At 59.4% G+C, this 15,642-nt stretch carries 15 protein-coding genes, 1 tRNA gene, 1 pseudogene and 2 riboswitches; of the genes and pseudogenes, 5 read left to right on the forward strand and 12 right to left on the reverse strand.

The features are described 5' to 3' along the window. Positions 1 to 32 precede the first annotated feature (32 nt). A riboswitch (glycine riboswitch) is annotated at positions 33 to 166 on the reverse strand. Positions 167 to 211: 45 nt separating this feature from the next. After that, positions 212 to 334, reverse strand: a riboswitch (glycine riboswitch). Positions 335 to 390: 56 nt separating this feature from the next. Beyond that, a complete protein-coding gene (locus GSQ93_RS08740; RefSeq protein ID WP_158935275.1) occupies positions 391 to 1,305 on the reverse strand; it encodes an ABC transporter six-transmembrane domain-containing protein in 915 nt (304 codons plus the stop codon). A gap of 116 nt (positions 1,306 to 1,421) precedes the next feature. On the opposite strand from GSQ93_RS08740, the gene GSQ93_RS08745 reads away from it, so the two are divergent. Further along, positions 1,422 to 2,021 carry a TetR/AcrR family transcriptional regulator gene (locus GSQ93_RS08745; protein ID WP_158935276.1) on the forward strand — a complete coding sequence of 200 codons (600 nt, stop codon included), beginning with the start codon at positions 1,422 to 1,424 and terminating at the stop codon, positions 2,019 to 2,021. A 47-nt stretch (positions 2,022 to 2,068) separates the two neighbouring features. On the opposite strand, the gene GSQ93_RS08750 is transcribed toward GSQ93_RS08745, so the two are convergent. Continuing rightward, positions 2,069 to 2,446 (reverse strand): hypothetical protein, encoded by a 378-nt coding sequence (locus GSQ93_RS08750; RefSeq protein WP_158935277.1) that lies wholly within the window; start codon positions 2,444 to 2,446, stop codon positions 2,069 to 2,071. Positions 2,447 to 2,612: 166 nt separating this feature from the next. Next, a complete protein-coding gene (locus tag GSQ93_RS08755) occupies positions 2,613 to 3,656 on the reverse strand; it encodes an oxidoreductase (RefSeq protein WP_158935278.1) in 1,044 nt (347 codons plus the stop codon). Between the two features lie 270 nt (positions 3,657 to 3,926). Here GSQ93_RS08755 and GSQ93_RS08760 point away from each other — a divergent pair, with 270 nt between their 5' ends. Next, complete coding sequence (locus GSQ93_RS08760) at positions 3,927 to 6,032, forward strand: UvrD-helicase domain-containing protein (protein ID WP_158935279.1); 2,106 nt, start codon at positions 3,927 to 3,929, stop codon at positions 6,030 to 6,032. Positions 6,033 to 6,118: 86 nt separating this feature from the next. On the opposite strand, the gene GSQ93_RS08765 is transcribed toward GSQ93_RS08760, so the two are convergent. Further along, positions 6,119 to 7,024, reverse strand: a complete 906-nt coding sequence (locus GSQ93_RS08765) for a cytochrome c5 family protein (RefSeq protein WP_158935280.1) — start codon at positions 7,022 to 7,024, stop codon at positions 6,119 to 6,121. A gap of 321 nt (positions 7,025 to 7,345) precedes the next feature. Between GSQ93_RS08765 and GSQ93_RS08770 the strand changes: the two genes are divergently transcribed. Continuing rightward, positions 7,346 to 7,421: transfer RNA gene (locus tag GSQ93_RS08770), tRNA-Arg, on the forward strand. A gap of 65 nt (positions 7,422 to 7,486) precedes the next feature. Here GSQ93_RS08770 and GSQ93_RS08775 read toward each other — a convergent pair. The 6 genes and pseudogenes from GSQ93_RS08775 to GSQ93_RS08800 form a co-directional block, all read right to left on the reverse strand. After that, the gene (locus tag GSQ93_RS08775; protein ID WP_158935281.1) at positions 7,487 to 8,566 is read right to left on the reverse strand and encodes a site-specific integrase; all 1,080 of its coding nucleotides are present in this window, start codon (positions 8,564 to 8,566) and stop codon (positions 7,487 to 7,489) included. Between the two features lie 65 nt (positions 8,567 to 8,631). Further along, a pseudogene (locus tag GSQ93_RS38030) lies at positions 8,632 to 8,781 on the reverse strand (helix-turn-helix domain-containing protein); the annotation flags it as partial. Between the two features lie 5 nt (positions 8,782 to 8,786). Then, on the reverse strand, positions 8,787 to 9,359 hold the full coding sequence (locus GSQ93_RS08785; RefSeq protein ID WP_158935282.1) for a hypothetical protein: 573 nt from the start codon (positions 9,357 to 9,359) through the stop codon (positions 8,787 to 8,789). Beyond that, positions 9,353 to 12,121 (reverse strand): toprim domain-containing protein, encoded by a 2,769-nt coding sequence (locus GSQ93_RS08790; protein WP_158935283.1) that lies wholly within the window; start codon positions 12,119 to 12,121, stop codon positions 9,353 to 9,355. The genes GSQ93_RS08785 and GSQ93_RS08790 overlap by 7 nt, the downstream gene beginning before the upstream one ends. A gap of 88 nt (positions 12,122 to 12,209) precedes the next feature. Then, entirely contained in the window at positions 12,210 to 12,605 is a 396-nt protein-coding gene (locus GSQ93_RS08795) for a hypothetical protein (protein ID WP_158935284.1), read from the reverse strand. A gap of 21 nt (positions 12,606 to 12,626) precedes the next feature. Continuing rightward, positions 12,627 to 12,875 (reverse strand): ogr/Delta-like zinc finger family protein, encoded by a 249-nt coding sequence (locus GSQ93_RS08800; protein WP_158935285.1) that lies wholly within the window; start codon positions 12,873 to 12,875, stop codon positions 12,627 to 12,629. Positions 12,876 to 13,250: 375 nt separating this feature from the next. On the opposite strand from GSQ93_RS08800, the gene GSQ93_RS08805 reads away from it, so the two are divergent. After that, entirely contained in the window at positions 13,251 to 13,919 is a 669-nt protein-coding gene (locus GSQ93_RS08805; RefSeq protein ID WP_158935286.1) for a helix-turn-helix domain-containing protein, read from the forward strand. Positions 13,920 to 14,402: 483 nt separating this feature from the next. After that, a complete protein-coding gene (locus GSQ93_RS08815; RefSeq protein WP_158935287.1) occupies positions 14,403 to 14,792 on the forward strand; it encodes a hypothetical protein in 390 nt (129 codons plus the stop codon). Positions 14,793 to 15,026: 234 nt separating this feature from the next. Here the strand turns inward: GSQ93_RS08815 and GSQ93_RS08820 are convergent, their stop codons facing one another. Then, positions 15,027 to 15,356, reverse strand: a complete 330-nt coding sequence (locus tag GSQ93_RS08820) for a helix-turn-helix domain-containing protein (RefSeq protein WP_158935288.1) — start codon at positions 15,354 to 15,356, stop codon at positions 15,027 to 15,029. Next, on the reverse strand, positions 15,340 to 15,594 hold the full coding sequence (locus GSQ93_RS08825; protein ID WP_158935289.1) for a type II toxin-antitoxin system RelE/ParE family toxin: 255 nt from the start codon (positions 15,592 to 15,594) through the stop codon (positions 15,340 to 15,342). Before GSQ93_RS08825 ends, GSQ93_RS08820 begins: the two co-directional genes overlap by 17 nt. Positions 15,595 to 15,642: the final 48 nt, after the last annotated feature.

The following is a 15,642-nucleotide window of genomic DNA, read 5'->3' on the forward strand; positions in this document are numbered from 1 at the left end:
GTATAAAGCCCAAACCGCGTAGCGATTCGGTACATGACCCCTCTGTCCTCGGTACCTGAGAGATTGCACGCTGTGCGCCTACCATCCGACGTTCAACGCGCGCCCCTTCGGTGGGCATCTGGCTGGTGCTTCTGATCAGCCGATGCCGCTCTCCAGAGTTCGACTTTCCGCTTACGGGCACCCGGTTAAAGGCGCACTGCATGAACGGAACTTCGACGCGGCCGGTCCTTTTGCCTGAGAGTTTGTGGGTGTGCCCCTTCGGCGGCGCTTGCTTTGTATTAAGCCGTTCTCGATACAAACGACCAAAGCCAGCGCGCTCTCCCGACGCGTGCGGCGAATTTACGCGACCGAATTCAGCTTGTCAAACGGCGAGGGCTGGTGCGGCGACCCTTAATTCTTCCCGAGCCCGGGATCCACACGTCTGCCAATGTCCCGCAAGCGCGCCAGTTGATCGACCATCGATGGCGCTTCGTCAAGGCTGCTGACAAAGGTCCAGAGATACGTCATCACGGCATAGACATGTCCGGCCTTGACCGCCGGCGCCAACGCCAACTGGCTGATGGCGATAACAAACAGCACCGCCGCCACGCAACCAACGAACAGAAACGCCGCGGCCTCACGGTTCGAGAGGTGAATCCGGAGCTTGGAAAGCACGCGATAGTGCCGTTTCAGGGTGACCGTTCCGACCTTCGCGACCAAGCCGATTTCCTTTTCCAGTCGATCGTTCAGGCGCTGATGCAAGCCCTGGTTGCGCCGTGCAAAGCGCGGCAGCAAGGCCATGCACAGCAGCAACCCGCCCAGGCTGGCGACGCCGATCCATGGCTCGATCACCAGCAACATCGCCACGGCGCCGACTATGGATACCAACGCGGTGACCATAGTCGGCACGTGTTTTTCGAAGAAATCGACAAATTCCCGGGCCAACACCACGCGCGCCGCAGCCGTCGACGTACTTTGGTTCTGCAACCGCTGATTGAGGATCACCGGCACCGCCAGATCGGCGTATATCCGCGTGAAAGTGCGCGTATCCACGGCCCGGCGCGCAGCGCCGACCGCCCAGAACGCCAATACGATCACCGCGTAGAACAACGCGCTGCGGGCGTCGCCGCGAATGATCGAGTCGACGGCGAATCCAGCAAACAGCGGATACGCGAGTAACAGCGCGTTCTCCAGTGCGACGAGCGACAAAGTGCAAAACAGCTTGCCCGGATAGGCACGGGCGATGGCTTTCAGTGTGGACGTGGCGGATTGCTGAGCGAGTTTTTCGCTCTCAACCATCCGGATTTCGGGTGTGACGAATGACATGATCGTACCTTGGGTAAAATCGCCGCTATAATTTGAGCGACTGCTCAAATTATAATTGAGCAGTCGCTCAAAGTGCAAGCTCAACCCATCCGTTCACGCTTGAAAAGGAATCGAACATGTCGCGGTCGTCCCCCGAACGCAAAGGTCAGATCATTGCGGCCGCCCTTGAGTTGTTTCGCCAGAAAGGTTTCGCCGATGTCTCCACGCGCGATCTCGCCGAGCACGCGGGGTTGTCGCGGAGTCACATTTATCACTACTTCGGCGACTGGAATGAGTTGCGCCGCGAAGCATTCGTGCACTTTGCCGACGAGCAGCTCGAAGAAGCCGGTGCGCGTCTCAGCGATAAACCACCGGTCGAAGCGTTATTGGGTTTTATCTGTGACTGCCTGCCGGCAAGCAAGGATGACGGGTGGGGGCTGTGGCTGGATGCCTGGGACGAAGCCATGCACGACGCAGAACTGGCGCGGGCTTATTTAAGCGAGATCGGTCGCTGGCAAGATTTGCTTCGCGGAATTATCGAAGAGGGCGTGGAGGCGAAGGTGTTCCGATGTGCGTCGCCGGAACGTGCTGCGCGGCAAATTTTCGCGCTGGCGATGGGTTACGCCGATGATCTGCTGCTGCAGCCGTCGGTTGAAGCTGGCGAGGCTGCGCTGGAGGAGGTCGTGGAAGTAGCGGAGATGGTGTTGGGTTGTCAGCTCAAAGCGTTGAATCGATAAGCAATTTGAGCCGAACGACAGGCCAGTCGTTCGGCGCATAAAAGTGCTTACTGAATCGCGCGCTGCAAACCGTCCAGCTCGCCGTTCAGCGTGTGCTGTTCTTCACCCGACAAACCGCCACCATGCTGGGACGCCATGTCGCGCGCTTCCTGACGCACTACATCCAGCCGATGATGGAACGCATCGCCTTGTGGCGGCGGGTAATAGCCCTGGCTCACGCGCTGATCGACGTGATGCCAAAGCGAATTGATACGCCCGTTGACCTGATCCATCCTGTGTACCGCTTCCATGTGCGGATCGGGACGCGCAGGCGCTTGCTCGACCACATTGACTTGCCGCGGCGGCTCGACGACGCACGCCGCCAGCGATCCCGCGAGCGCCACGCCAATCAGCGCGCGGGCAAAACTTGCTTTAACCGTCAGCATTGAAGTTCTCCTCGTTGGTGTTTTTAAGGTTTTTTAAGATAAGACGACTGAAGAAGAACGGCCCATGCGCGACCCCGGCTGACGCCGGAGCCGTGTTGAAATGTAACGCTGTGTGTTTGAAAGTCGTGCGTGGGCCGTTTGTTTGTTACCAGGGCGATCAGGCCGATCAGAGCGGCGTGAAATCCAGCCGGCGTCCTTCGGCATTGCTGCGAATCGCGATGTCGATGATGGTCATGACATCGACGGCATCTTGGGACGTGACCGGGAACGGCTTGCCCTCGAGCACCGAAGCCGCCAGCGCTCGATAAAACTCCGCATACGCGCCATCGCGGGTGGCAAATTCCTGGCGCAAGTCGTGGTCGCCATCGACTTCGCGAAGCAGGCCGGGCGGATTGTGGCCGAAGTTGGGATTCCCCGGACGCAGACCGGCTTTGAGCTGGTCTTCCTGAACATCGAGCCCCGTTTTCACATAGCTGCCGCGCGTGCCGTGAATGGCGAAGCGCGGCGGTTCCAGCGCAGCCAGCGCGGTCGCGTGCAGCACGATTTCCTTGTCTTCGTAGCCCAGCAGCAGATGAACATAGTCCGGTGCGCTCGCGTGATCGCGGTGCGCCTTGACGCTGGCGAAAATGGTTTGCGGCCGGCCGAACAGCGTCAACGCCTGATCGATGAGATGCGGCCCGAGATCGAACAACAAGCCGCCGCCACGCGACGCTTCCTCGCGCCAGCGTTGCGGCACTTTCGGCCGGAAACGATCGAAATGCGATTCGTAGTGCGTCACGCGCCCAAGCCGGCCGCTTTCGATCAACGCACGCACCGTCATGAAATCGCCATCCCAGCGACGGTTGTGGAACGGCGCAAACAGCAATCCGCGCGTTTTGGCCAGTTCGGTCAACGTTTTTGCGTCAGCGCCGGACAAGGTGACCGGTTTGTCGACCACCACGTTCCGGCCCGCCTCCAGGGCTTTCCTGGCGAGATCGAAATGGGTGTCGTTGGGGGTTGCTATGACGATGCAATCAAGTTCATCGAGGGCGAGCAGTGCATCGAAATCTTCGACGATCGTCGCGTTCGGATAATCAGCCTGCGCACGCTCGGGTTTGCCGGTGGCAATGGCGGATACCGTCGCGCGGCCGCAATGTTCTATCACGGGCGCGTGAAACGTCTCGCCGGCAAAGCCATAGCCCATCAGGCCTACTTTTAGAAGTGCTGTCATGCGGGCATCCTGTTGGTTGGCGATGCCAGTATTGTGGCATGGGCCGAGGGGGCGGTTTGGGGTTGAAACTTCGCTAGGCGTTTCGATCTGCGCTCGCGAAAGGGCCAGAACCATCGCTTTCGAGCGATGGTTTCTTCCGTGTTAACATCGCGCTCTCGAAATTGCGCCTGCTTCAGGGTGGCGCAATTTCGCTCGCCATCTTGCTCACCAACGCGTACGTCCGGCAGCCGAAACGTCCGCCCGATTTACGCATCTCAAAGTGTCCGAACGATGTCCGCAGCAGGTATGAACGCCGCGCAATCCGAAGCGGTGCGCTATCTCGATGGCCCGTGTCTTGTGCTTGCCGGCGCCGGCAGCGGCAAGACACGCGTGATCACCCAGAAGATTGCCCATCTGATCGAAGGGAAGGGCTTCGAGCCGAAGCACATTGCCGCGCTGACCTTCACGAACAAGGCCGCGCTGGAGATGCGCGAGCGCACGGCAAAGCTGCTCGAAGGGAAGACGCTCACCACGCCCGGCAAGGAAGGCCGCCGGGTGCCGGTGAACCAGTTGACCATATCGACGTTTCATTCCCTTGGCGTGCAGATCATGCGGCAGGAGGCCGAGCACGTCGGCCTGAAGCCGCAATTCTCGATCATGGATTCCAGCGATTGCTTCGGCCTCGTCCAGGAACAGCTCGGAACCACCGATAAAGGCTTGATCCGCAAGGTCCAATCGATTATTTCGCTGTGGAAGAACGGGATGATGTCGCCGGATCAGGCGTCGGCGAGCGCGTCAAACGAAGACGAGATGCAGGCGGCCATTGTGTTTCGGAGCTACGTGGCAACGCTGCACGCGTATCAGGCCCTTGATTTCGATGATCTAATTTTGAAGCCCGCGCAGCTTTTCGCGGAGAACGAGCAGGTTCGCGAGAAGTGGCAGAACCGGCTGCGTTATCTGCTGATCGACGAATATCAGGACACGAATACCTGCCAGTACGAGCTGCTGAAACTGCTGGCCGGTCCGCGTGCAGCGTTCACGGCTGTGGGTGACGACGACCAGGCTATTTACGGTTGGCGCGGCGCAACGCTGGAGAACTTGGCGCAGTTGGGCAAGGACTTTCCGAAGCTACATGTGGTGAAGCTCGAGCAGAACTACCGGTCGACGGTGCGCATCCTGACGGCTGCCAACAACGTGATTGCGAACAACCCGAAGCTGTTCGAGAAGAAACTGTGGTCCGAACACGGTATGGGCGATTCCATCACGGTGACCGCTTGCAACGACGAAGAGCACGAAGCGGAATCGGTGGTGTTCCGGCTGTCGGCGCATAAGTTCGAGCGGCGCGCGGCGTTTCGCGACTACGCCATTTTGTATCGTGGGAATTTTCAGGCGCGGATCTTTGAACAGGTTTTGCGGCGGGAGCGGATTCCCTACGTGTTGTCGGGCGGCCAGTCATTCTTCGATAAAGCCGAGATTAAGGACATCGTTTCATATTTGCGATTGATCGCGAATCCCGACGACGACCCCGCGTTTATCCGCGCGATCACCACGCCGCGGCGGGGTGTCGGTAATACCACGCTCGAGGCGCTGGGCTCGTTCGCGGGGCAGGCGAAGGTGTCGCTGTTCGAAGCCGTGTTCATGGGTGGCATCGAAGCGCGTTTGTCGGCGCGGCAGGTCGAGCCGTTGCGCGCGTTCTGCGAATGGATGCAGCGCCTGGCCGATCGGGCGGGGCGCGATCCGGCCACCCAGGTGCTCGACGACATGATGGAGGCGATCCATTACGAGGCCTATCTCTACGATGCCCACGACGAACGGCAGGCGCAATCGAAGTGGCAGAACGTGCTTGAATTCTGCGAGTGGCTGAAGAAAAAGGGCACAAAGCCGGAGGCGGAGCCGTCCGAGGATTCGGAGGCCACGGGGTATGACAACGCCGATGGTTTCGGCGATGAAGGCAAGAACCTGCTCGGCCTGATCCAGACCGTCGCGCTGATGTCGATGCTGGAAGGCAAAGACGAAAACCCCGATGCCGTGCGGCTGACGACCGTGCATGCGTCGAAGGGGCTGGAATATCCGCACGTGTTTTTGGTTGGCGTCGAGGAGGGGATCATGCCGCACCGGGGCAATCCCGATGCCGACGCGGACGCTCCGGTCGACACGGGCCGTATCGAGGAAGAGCGGCGGCTGATGTATGTGGCGATCACCCGGGCGCAGCGCAGCCTTCATGTGAACTGGTGCAAGAAGCGCAAGCGGGCGCGCGAGACGGTGGTGTGCGAGGCGTCGCGGTTTATCCCGGAAATGCTTCTCGACGATGCCCCTCCGCCGACCGAAGAGGAAGCGCCGATGTCGCCGAAGGACCGGATGGCGCGACTCAAGGAGTTGCTGCAGAAGCCGGCTTGAAGCTTTTGGGTCGGCGTTGGCTGCAATAAACAAAAAACCCTGCGTTTGCGCAGGGTTTTTTATTGGCGTCGCCTGATGGACGGCGGCTATTTGACGGCTGCGACCATGTAATCGACGGCGGCTTTCACGTCGGCATCGGATGCAGTCGATCCGCCCTTCGCCGGCATCTGGCCCTTGCCGTGCAGTGCGTAGTTGTAAACGGTGTCCATCGGTTCCTTCAGGCGGGGTGCCCAGGCGTCCTTATCGCCGTATTTCGGCGCATTGAGCACGCCGGCCGCGTGACAAGCCTGGCAGACCTGCGTGTAGAGCGTCTTGCCAGCCTGCGATGCGTCCGCGCTCGCGGTGCCTGCCGCCGCGCCTGAACTTGCTTGCGGCACGTTTGCCAGCGCCGCGACGGCGGCGGCTGCCTGGGCGTTGTCGGTTGAGGCTGCGCCTGCTGCTGCCCCACTCGCCGGTGCTGCCGCCGATGCGCCCGCTGCCGCGCCTGGCGCCGGTTGCGCCGGTTCGGCGAATTTTGCGCCGCCGTCGTTAGCCATATAGACGACTGCCCGGGAAATTTCAAAGTCGCTATAGTCGTCGGGGCTGGTGCCGCCGCGTGCGGGCATGCCGCCTTTGCCGTTGAGCGCGTTGTGGAGCAGGGTGTCGTAGCCTTCCGCGATGCGGGGCGCCCAGTCGCCGGCATTGCCGAACTTGGGTGCGCCCGCTACGCCGGCTGTGTGACAGGTCGTGCAGACGGCCTTGAAGACCTCTTCGCCGGTTTTGTACACGCGGGGGGCGTTGGCGTCGCGTATGTCGACCTGCGCAACCGGGGCGACGCGCGCGGCCACGGCTGTGTCGGAGAGGCCATCGGTGCCGGCGCCGGTGCGCGTCGTGTTGTTGACGTAGACGGCCAGCAGGACGATCACGACGATTGGAACGGCGAACCCGGCGACTATTGCCGCAATGAGTTGGCCAGGCGTTTTGATCGGGACTCCGTGGGGTGCTTCACTCATGCTCGTCTCGTCTCCCTTTATTTGTGAGTCGGTTCAGCAACAGCGTGACCGTAACAGCGACTTTCTGGGGCGTTCGTGATCGTTTTCACCAGCACGGTCGATTATAGACGGAACGTTTACGTGGCGGCGCACCCGCAAAGGCCTGTCGCAGCGCGTGTTAACCCGGATTTCGGTGCTTGGGGCGTGGGTGCTTGCGGGTTGCGTCATCGGTTGGCCTGGTCCTTGCGGTGGACGGATCGGCGGAAAACAGGTATTGTTTCGGACTCGCAGCGGCCCTGCCTCCATTGTTTTGTATATGGAACGCGGTGCCCTCGGTCATACGCGCCCGTAGCTCAATGGATAGAGTACTGCCCTCCGAAGGCAGGGGTTGCTGGTTCGATCCCAGCCGGGCGCACCAATACTGGTAAAGGTTCCAGCGATTTCGCCCGCTCCCGCCACCTCCGAACTACACCTAAATTACACCTAAACCGCCGCTAGCTTCACCTGCGCCGGCGCCTCGGTCATCGACTGCACCCATTGCCCCAGGTGATCGGCCGACAGGTGCGCGTACCGCTGCACCATCTCCAACGTCTCCCATCCCCCGAGTTCCTTGATCACCTGCATCGGCGTGCCGCGTTGCACGTGCCAGCTCGCCCAGGTGTGGCGCAAATCGTGCCACCTGAAATCACGGATGCCGGCTTTGCTACAGGCGTCGCGCCAAGCCTGGGTCACGGTTTGATACACCGGCCGGCCGTGATAGACGAACACGCTCGCCGTGAATTCCGGCTTGCGCTTTTTCGCCACTTGCCGGCGCAGTACCGCTACCGCCGAATCCGACAACGGCACCGCGATCGCTCGCCGGGCCTTCGCCTGGTCGGGATGAATCCAGGCCAGGCGTCGAACGAGATCCACCTGCGACCACTGCAAGCCCGTCACGTTCGAGCGGCGCAGCCCTGTTTCGAGGCTGAATTGCGCCATGTCGGCCAAATGCACTGGCAGCACCGCCAACAACGCGGTCGCTTCCTCGGGCGTGAGCCATCGCACTCGTTTCGCCGCGACCTTGGCGCGTTTGACCACCGGCGCCCGGTCGATCCACTCCCATTCGACCGCAGCATTGAGTACCGCATTGAGCACACCCACCACGCGATTGACTGTCCCGGCGCTAACCGTCTTGCCGCGCGGCTTTTCGCCTTTGAGCGTGCGCAGCACTTGCTGCTCGGATCGTTTGGCATGCGCGATTGTGTGAATCATGGCTCGATCAATCGCGCGCAGCTCGACGCCTGACAAATGACGATCGAGCCAACGCAGATGCGTTTTCGTCGTCTCCAGACTCGAAATCCCGTCACGGTCGGCGACGTACCGTATGACCGCCTCATTCCAAGTGTAGCGGGGCTTGTGGCCGAGCTTAGCCTGGTCCCACAGATCCGCCTTCAGGCGGTCGTGGAATTCCTGCGCTTTGGCTTTTTCGTCGGTGCCAGTGCTGCCAGATAGAACCGGCCCGCCTCCCGGCGGGTAGAGCTTGTAATACCAGTTGGGACTTGAACTACGTTTAAAGAGCGACATGGTTGAGTTTCCTTAGCCTGATCGCCCTGCACAACTCGCGGGGTCCATTCTCCCGCCAGATAACGTTGAAGGGCAACCAATGAGAAGATCCAGCGTTTCCCAACCTTGCGGCCTGGCAACTCGCCGGCCTTGGCCTTGAGGCGCACGGTTTCGGGATGTGCGTGTAGCAGCGAGGCCGCGTCCAGCAGCGTGAGGGTCTTCGAATCAGCATCCATCCTGCTCACCTCACGCACCCACGCAGCCGGACCACACGCAGTGCAACTCGTGGACACCTGGCGGGCAGGTGGATCACCGGTAAGCCATTGATTTCAAATAAAACTGACGCCATCAAATGCCACGAGTCAGGCACGGACAACACGTGGAACTCGTGGCCCAAAAAATAGGCAGCCCCTCTAACTGATGGCAAATCGAGATCAACTCGTGGCGCGCCGGTGTCTCCGAATTCCTTTGCTTCGTAGCCTTCTTTCTTCTTTTCTTTCAATAATTTAGAGAGAGAAAAAGAGGACGGCTTGCGGCGACGGTGCAAAAACTGACTCGTGGCAAAAACACGGTAACTCGTGGCAAACGCCGTATAAGTCGTGGCGGCACTCTTTACAAGAATCAATGACTTAGGCGCGGTGGGTATCGAAAACCACGTGGCACGTGCGCTGCCCGTGCCTTGCCGCCGGCCGATTCCGCCCGCCAGCCCTTTTTCGTTCGTCGTTCGTGCTTTTGGTCGGCTTGAATGAGCCAGCGAGGCGATACGGCCGCTCGGACGTCGACACCGGTTCGTGAGGTGGGCGACGTTCAGCACAGATCCTCCCGCACCGACACGTGCAGGCCGAAGGCTTCGAGGCGGCGCAGCGAGATCGGCGTCAGGTAGGGCACGCGGCGCATGAAAATACGTCGCTCGACTTCCTTCGTGCCGACCACGACGCCGGCCTGTTGGAGCTGCTTCTTGAACACGCGATCGGACTTGACCGGCAGCCCGTTCCATTTGTCGCGCAAGCTACCGGTGTGGGCGATGTGATCCATCACGTGCCCGGTGCGCAGCAAAATGCAGAACTCGCCGTCGACCATGTCGAAGGTGTACGGGTGTTTGTAGTTGCCGCCATCAATCTCGGAGAGCACGGTTTCGAGAATCCACACCCACGGCTCGCGGTCGGCGCTTGTTTCTGCAATGTGGCCGTTCATCTCGGCGAGCAAGTCGTGAAAGAACGCGCTTTCGCTGTCATCCGTGCCGGCGAACTCACATAGGTAGTGCCAGGCCAGCGCCACGGCCGAGTAATTGCCGGCCATGCGCAACGCGCCGTCGTCGGCGCCGCTGGCGCGGCTGTTGGTGAGACACCGCTCGCGCAGCGCGCGGTAGTGATCGAGCACCTCGCGCTTGTTCAAAGCGGCGAGGAATTCCAGCCATTCGCGTACCGGAAAGCGGGGCAGGTCGTCGGGTAGCAGTGGGCCGCGTTTGCCGGTCAAGGTGGTACGGACCAGCTTGCCGAGCAGGCTGCGCACGGGCACGTCTTCGCCCGCCAGCATGACCGGTGCGCACAATAGGTATTCGGTCATATCAGCGCCGCGCCGAGTCACCGTGTACTGATAGTTTTCCTGAAGCAGGCCGACCGCCTTGTCGATCACTTCTTGCCGGCGGGCGGATAGCTCTTCCCAGCCGACCGGGTGGCTCGTATGGCTGATGCTCGTCAAGAGCCGAAACTCGGTCTGCAAGCTCTGCCCGGAAAACATCGTGAAGGCGATCGAGCGTTCGAGCCGTTTGATGAGCGTCGATTTGCCGGCGCCCTTGTCGGCCTGCACCGTGATGTGCGGCCAAAACCCAAGCATTGCTTTCAGGTGGCCGCCGAGCGCCCACACCAGTGGAATGGCCGCCGCGTTTTCCTTGAACGTGTCTTGGTACGCCGTGATGACGCGGCGAGCGTCGGTCCTTGCCCCGCTCGGAAAGGTCAGGTTGTGATACGGGCACTGCTTTTCGGCGTCGGTGAAATAACAATCAGGGCCTTCATTCACCGTGAGCGCTCCGTCGCGCCAGGCGAGGCCGACGAAGTTCGCCGCGTTGCGCGCGCCGAGGTCGGCCGTGCGTTCCAGAATCGAGACCATGCGCGAAAATTCGGCGGGCTTCCAGATCGGGCCGAATTTCAGCCAATGCGTGTTGTTGTGGAGCTGGTCATCGAGCATCACCTTGCGCGTGAGCTTCGAGCCGTGTCGAGGCGTCTGCACGGTCGCCGCGAAATAGACGTTCGGCGCCTGGTCGACGTCGCCGGTCATCGTCGACGACGCGCTTGCGACCGCGACGCGTGAGAGCGAGGCAACCCGAAAGCCGCACAGGTCGCCGTAGGTCGGTGTTTCAACGTCCGAATCCTCCTTGCGTTCCATGCGGGTGATATAGCGCGTGAAATCGAGGTGGGTGCGAAACCGCCAGTAGAGCGCGTAGTCGTGTTCGGGCAGATAGACGCGGCGCTTTCCTTTATGCGTGGTGTTGCCGGCCATGCCGGGGATCAACCATTGCTCGAACGTGTTCAGCGCTTTGGCGAGTGAGGCGGCGTCGCGCATCAACAGAAAATCATTGACGTCATTGATCGGCGTCGTCTTGTTCGCGCCGTCTGCCAGGTCTTGAACCCAGTCGGATTGATCGACCAGGCTCGCCGATATATTCAAGGCGGTCAGGCGCTCGTAAATGGTCCAGGCGGCTTCCGGGCCTGGGCGGTGCCCTGCACGGTGATGCCCGTCGGGAAAGGGGCCGTCGTTGTCCATGCAGATCACGACTTGCTTGCCGATCAGAAACGAAAAGTCGATGTTCCCGGCGTTGCCGATGCCACGGATCGAGACGGCGGCCGTACCGTGCATGTTGCACGTATCGATCGAGAGGGCATTGATCGAGCTTTCGACCAGGATGACGCGGTGCGCGCGGGCAAGCCTGCGGGGGTCGGCCGTCCAGCCGTAGCCGTCTTTCTCGCCTTGCGTTTGCGTTTTCACGTCCCCATTGAGGGCGGGGTCGATAAAGCGCATGTCAACGGCGATCACTTCCGCGCCGTTCACCGGTCTGACGATAAAAGCCGCCGAGGGTCCGCAATAGCCGACATCGCCAGGCTTCTTTGTCGAGCTGGTGTAGTCGTTATAGCCAAGGGTCTTGGCCTTGATCGCCGCGTCGATCGCGGCGTCGCTAATGCCTCGACCGGTGAGGTAGGCGCGCACCTTCTCGGCGTTGGTAAGGGAACGCTCGGCGATGTAGTCACAACGCGATTTTTCTCGAGCCGGTGCCGAGTTGGTCGGCGCGTCGTAGGGGATGCCGAACGCGTCGTGCAGGTATTTCATCGCCTCCGACACCGTGCAGCCTTGGACGTGCATCACCAGGTCAATGCACGAGCCGCCAGCGTCGCCGCTGTGATCTTTCCAGCCGGTGCCGTATTTCGGGTGTCCCTGATAGATCGAGAGCGATGGATGTTTATCTGGATGGTGCGGCGAGTGATAGAGGGCTTTGTCACCGCCCTTGCCTTGTTTCAGTCCCAGACGGTCGGCGAGTTGGTGCAGATCGATGCGGCGTTTGAGATCTTCGATGGAGGCCATAACGTTTTTATTCAAATCGAGGGCGTGAGTTATCCCCGGCTGCAGCTCGGAAGTGAGCAGCCAGACAGGCGCTTTTGTGGGTTTGGTCTTACTGAGAAAGGGGCGTTTCGGTAATGCCGTTGGCAAGCAGGTGTCGAGTGCTCGGCACTGGCAGGCTTGCGAGAGCTGGCGTTTTCACCAGGTCGATCAACTCGCCAACAGAGAAAACGCGCAAGCGTCCAGTTCTAACGTCACGAATGAAAATCGAATGGCTCGTTGTCAATGACATATCAACATAAGCCTTGCATGCCTTCGAGTCGTGCTCGCCATAGGCTTGCAACGTGGCGATTTCCGCTACGCGTTGCGACACATTTTTCGTCTCGATCAGATGCGACACGCAACGGTCGATCAGCAACAGGCGATCGTGGTCGAGGTGTTCGCCCTGACGTTGGGAGATGTAACCAAGGGCGGCGTAATGCAAAGTTTGTTCAGTGGTGGTCGTCATTCGTTACTCCGGTTCGTTCTCTCAGTCCAGCAATTGAAGTTGATTCATTACGCGCTCACGCACATGCGGCGAAAGAGGCAAACCGATAAGTGGGTTCGGTTTGGCGCTCGGCGAGAGCGTTCTTACTGCTTCGAGTTGGGCGACAAAGGTATGTCCGCACTCAGCGTCAAAGCACACAAAAACTATTTCGCGCATCGTCGAGGACAGTTCGCGCGACGTGCGAGCGGTAACGCGACTTCTGCAATGTGGACAGCTCAGGGTTATTCGCATGGTCTCGATCTTTCCGATTTAAGAAAAAGGATTTCCGCCCCCGGCCTATTCCTTATCGGTTGCTCAAATTCCTATCGATTGCTTTCTATTCCCGCTGTCCCGACGGCGCCGTGGCATATTTTTTTAGCCCTTCCAAGTAGATAATCCGCGCCATTGATGCGGTGCTCCGCGAGTCCAATTTTGCGAGGCGTTGAAGGGCTTCGATTTCGTCGGCACTCATGGCGATGGGAACCCGTTTCGGTGTCGTTAGAGATACGTTTGAGCTTGGCATAAAGGTAATTGAGTGTGACTATATGAAACTGAAGGTTACTAAATGTAATTATATGCCTTACTGTTTCCTAACGCACATACTTTATGAAATTTATTGGAATCGAGATGAACGATAAAAAGCTTGTTATTCAAGCGATTGTTGACAGAATGAAAGTGGTAGTTGGCGTGTCCAAAGACGTCGAATTGGCCGACGCGCTCGGGGTATCGCGTAGCCAAGTCGCCGTCTGGAAAATTCGGGATCGCATGCCGTTAAGCGAATGCGTAACCATTGCCGAGCAACACAAGGTCAGCCTCGACTGGTTGGTGCTCGGTCGAGGTCAACCAGGCATCGAAGAACCCGAATCAGCGTTGCAAAGCGCAAATATCCAAGCCGGACCGGATTCTTATAAAGAAATCCCCGCTTTCGATTTGGCGGGCTTCTTAGATGACGGCAAACCGCAGCTCGCCGTAAGACTGCCGTGCGAGTGGTTACGCGATGAGGGGATTTGCGACGGCGATCTATTTGCTTTGCGAATGCAGGGGAGCAGCATGGCACCGACGATGGTAACCGGGGATGTGTTGCTCGTGGACCGCCAGGATCGTGAGATAGACGGCGTGTATGTCGTGCGCTTCGCCGACTCGATTCGGGTGCGCCGCGTGCAACGAATGCACGACGGCGCCCTTAAGTTGATGAACGATAATCCGAACTATCCATGCGAAACGTTGGATGCGAACCAGGCCGAGCAAGTCGAGTTCATCGGCTATTGCGTCGGGAATTTGCGGTACGCGCGCTAGTGGCCGTCTCGGCCTCTTTCTTTTCCGCTTGTTGCTCGTGTCGATCTTTTCGGACGGGCTTTCGAACGCGACGCCTCGGCCGATCAGCTCGCCTACGATGCGCACCGGGTCAGTGAGAGAGCGGCCGAGGCGATCGACCCGGCATACGATCAACGTGCCGCCCTAGCGCGCCGCGCGCAGCATATTCGCCAGCTCGGGCCGTCCTGTCTTCGGCTTGCCGCTCGCCTTTCTTTCGTAGACTTGACCGCATCCGGTGCGCGGCGTCGCGTTGCAGATCGAGTGTCACTTCCGGCGCGTCAATAAAACGAAAGTCGGGGGTTTCTTTTACGTTGATTAGTTTACGGGGTTTCTATACCGATTGTGGGCAAAAAAAGGCGCCTAGACGCCCTAAATTCAAACGGTATAAAAAACATTCGTTTTCTTGACTGCGATGAGACGGGTCTAGAGAATCGCGGATATTTGCCACCAACACGAAAGGCGAAAATGTTCATTCCTATCCTCGGTGTCTTCGTGCTCTTAGCATGGGTAGCAGTTTTGCATCGAAAAATTGCCCGGCTTGACGCCGAAATACTGGCGCGACGCACCTATGACAATGAGCGGAATCTCCGCATATTGTGGGCAAATGAACGCGACGCCTGTGACGAGGCCGGCGATCCAGACTCGTTCTATGAAACCTATGGCAAACACGTATCACGCCAAGAATTAGATATCGATGCCGACTTAGGCGCGATAGAGCGAGGCGGAAATGGGTATTTCGGCCTCGTCCGAACCCCTGAGCAAATAGTGAGAGGAAGACAGCATTATGAGGCGCGCGGAAAGCGAATGCGCGAGGCTTACCATAAAAACGAGAAGCTATCGGCGGCCGACGATTGATTCCCGTTACTGGCGCTCGCGCTCGATAAGCGCCCGCAAGCGGGCTTCGTCGGCGGGGGTGATAGCAACTTCCGGCATACCCCTTCGAGCACGGTGTAGCAGGTTCCAAGGGCCGCATTGAATTGATCGGAGCCGGGTTCAAAGGATTCATGCGCGGCCTTGATGCGCCGGCGCAAAGCGCGCTCAGTGTCCGCGATGCTTTCCTCGTAGGTCGGTTCTCGATCGCGGCGGCGATCAGAAATCAAGTTGCGCCGCCGTGATGCCGAGTGCGCCGGCGATCTTTTCGCGCGACGAGGCGCGTAGGCGTGCGCTGCTTTCTTGCTGTGCATAGGCCGATTGAGAGACGCCGAGCCGTTCGGCGACTTCCGCTTGCGTTAGCCCAAGGTGTTCGCGCCATGCGCGCGCCGGCGGTATGTCATTCGCGAGCGTGCGGCGCACGACTTCATGCGGGATCAAGTCATTGTCGCGCGCATGCTGCGCGATGTATTCGCTATAGGGGATCACGACAAAGGCCGGCTTTCCGTCCGGGCCGTTGATCGTTTGAATGTTAGTAGGTGCGTTCATCGCGTTTCCTCACTTCCTGTATTTCGACGATTTTGATTGAGCCATCCCAATCTAAAAGTACCCTGTAGTTACCAACTCGCAGACGGTAGCCGTATTCATGGTTTGTCAGCGCCTTCACGTTCTGGCAATCCGGCATTGCGGCCAGTTGTTCAACGGCGTCGACGATCGCAACACGAACGGGCCTATCGAGCTTGCGCGCCTGCTTCGTTGCTTTCGATGTCCAGTTGATTTTGTTCATGTCGGCATTATAAGTCTAATATAAGGTTACGGCAAGGGCGAATATAAG

The organism is Burkholderia sp. S171 (genome assembly GCF_009766085.1).
Taxonomy (GTDB): Bacteria; Pseudomonadota; Gammaproteobacteria; order Burkholderiales; family Burkholderiaceae; genus Caballeronia.

What these genes read in the sequence shown, in the direction of transcription:
- GSQ93_RS08760 (WP_158935279.1), top strand. Translation starts at nt 3,927, where the DNA reads ATGTCCGCAGCAGGTATGAACGCCGCGCAATCCGAAGCGGTGCGCTAT.
- GSQ93_RS08750 (WP_158935277.1), bottom strand. Translation starts at nt 2,446, where the DNA reads ATGCTGACGGTTAAAGCAAGTTTTGCCCGCGCGCTGATTGGCGTGGCG.
- GSQ93_RS08755 (WP_158935278.1), bottom strand. Translation starts at nt 3,656, where the DNA reads ATGACAGCACTTCTAAAAGTAGGCCTGATGGGCTATGGCTTTGCCGGC.
- GSQ93_RS08740 (WP_158935275.1), bottom strand. Translation starts at nt 1,305, where the DNA reads ATGTCATTCGTCACACCCGAAATCCGGATGGTTGAGAGCGAAAAACTC.
- GSQ93_RS08825 (WP_158935289.1), bottom strand. Translation starts at nt 15,594, where the DNA reads ATGAACAAAATCAACTGGACATCGAAAGCAACGAAGCAGGCGCGCAAG.
- GSQ93_RS08800 (WP_158935285.1), bottom strand. Translation starts at nt 12,875, where the DNA reads ATGCGAATAACCCTGAGCTGTCCACATTGCAGAAGTCGCGTTACCGCT.
- GSQ93_RS08805 (WP_158935286.1), top strand. Translation starts at nt 13,251, where the DNA reads ATGAACGATAAAAAGCTTGTTATTCAAGCGATTGTTGACAGAATGAAA.
- GSQ93_RS08795 (WP_158935284.1), bottom strand. Translation starts at nt 12,605, where the DNA reads ATGACGACCACCACTGAACAAACTTTGCATTACGCCGCCCTTGGTTAC.
- GSQ93_RS08815 (WP_158935287.1), top strand. Translation starts at nt 14,403, where the DNA reads ATGTTCATTCCTATCCTCGGTGTCTTCGTGCTCTTAGCATGGGTAGCA.
- GSQ93_RS08820 (WP_158935288.1), bottom strand. Translation starts at nt 15,356, where the DNA reads ATGAACGCACCTACTAACATTCAAACGATCAACGGCCCGGACGGAAAG.
- GSQ93_RS08745 (WP_158935276.1), top strand. Translation starts at nt 1,422, where the DNA reads ATGTCGCGGTCGTCCCCCGAACGCAAAGGTCAGATCATTGCGGCCGCC.
- GSQ93_RS08775 (WP_158935281.1), bottom strand. Translation starts at nt 8,566, where the DNA reads ATGTCGCTCTTTAAACGTAGTTCAAGTCCCAACTGGTATTACAAGCTC.
- GSQ93_RS08790 (WP_158935283.1), bottom strand. Translation starts at nt 12,121, where the DNA reads ATGGCCTCCATCGAAGATCTCAAACGCCGCATCGATCTGCACCAACTC.
- GSQ93_RS08765 (WP_158935280.1), bottom strand. Translation starts at nt 7,024, where the DNA reads ATGAGTGAAGCACCCCACGGAGTCCCGATCAAAACGCCTGGCCAACTC.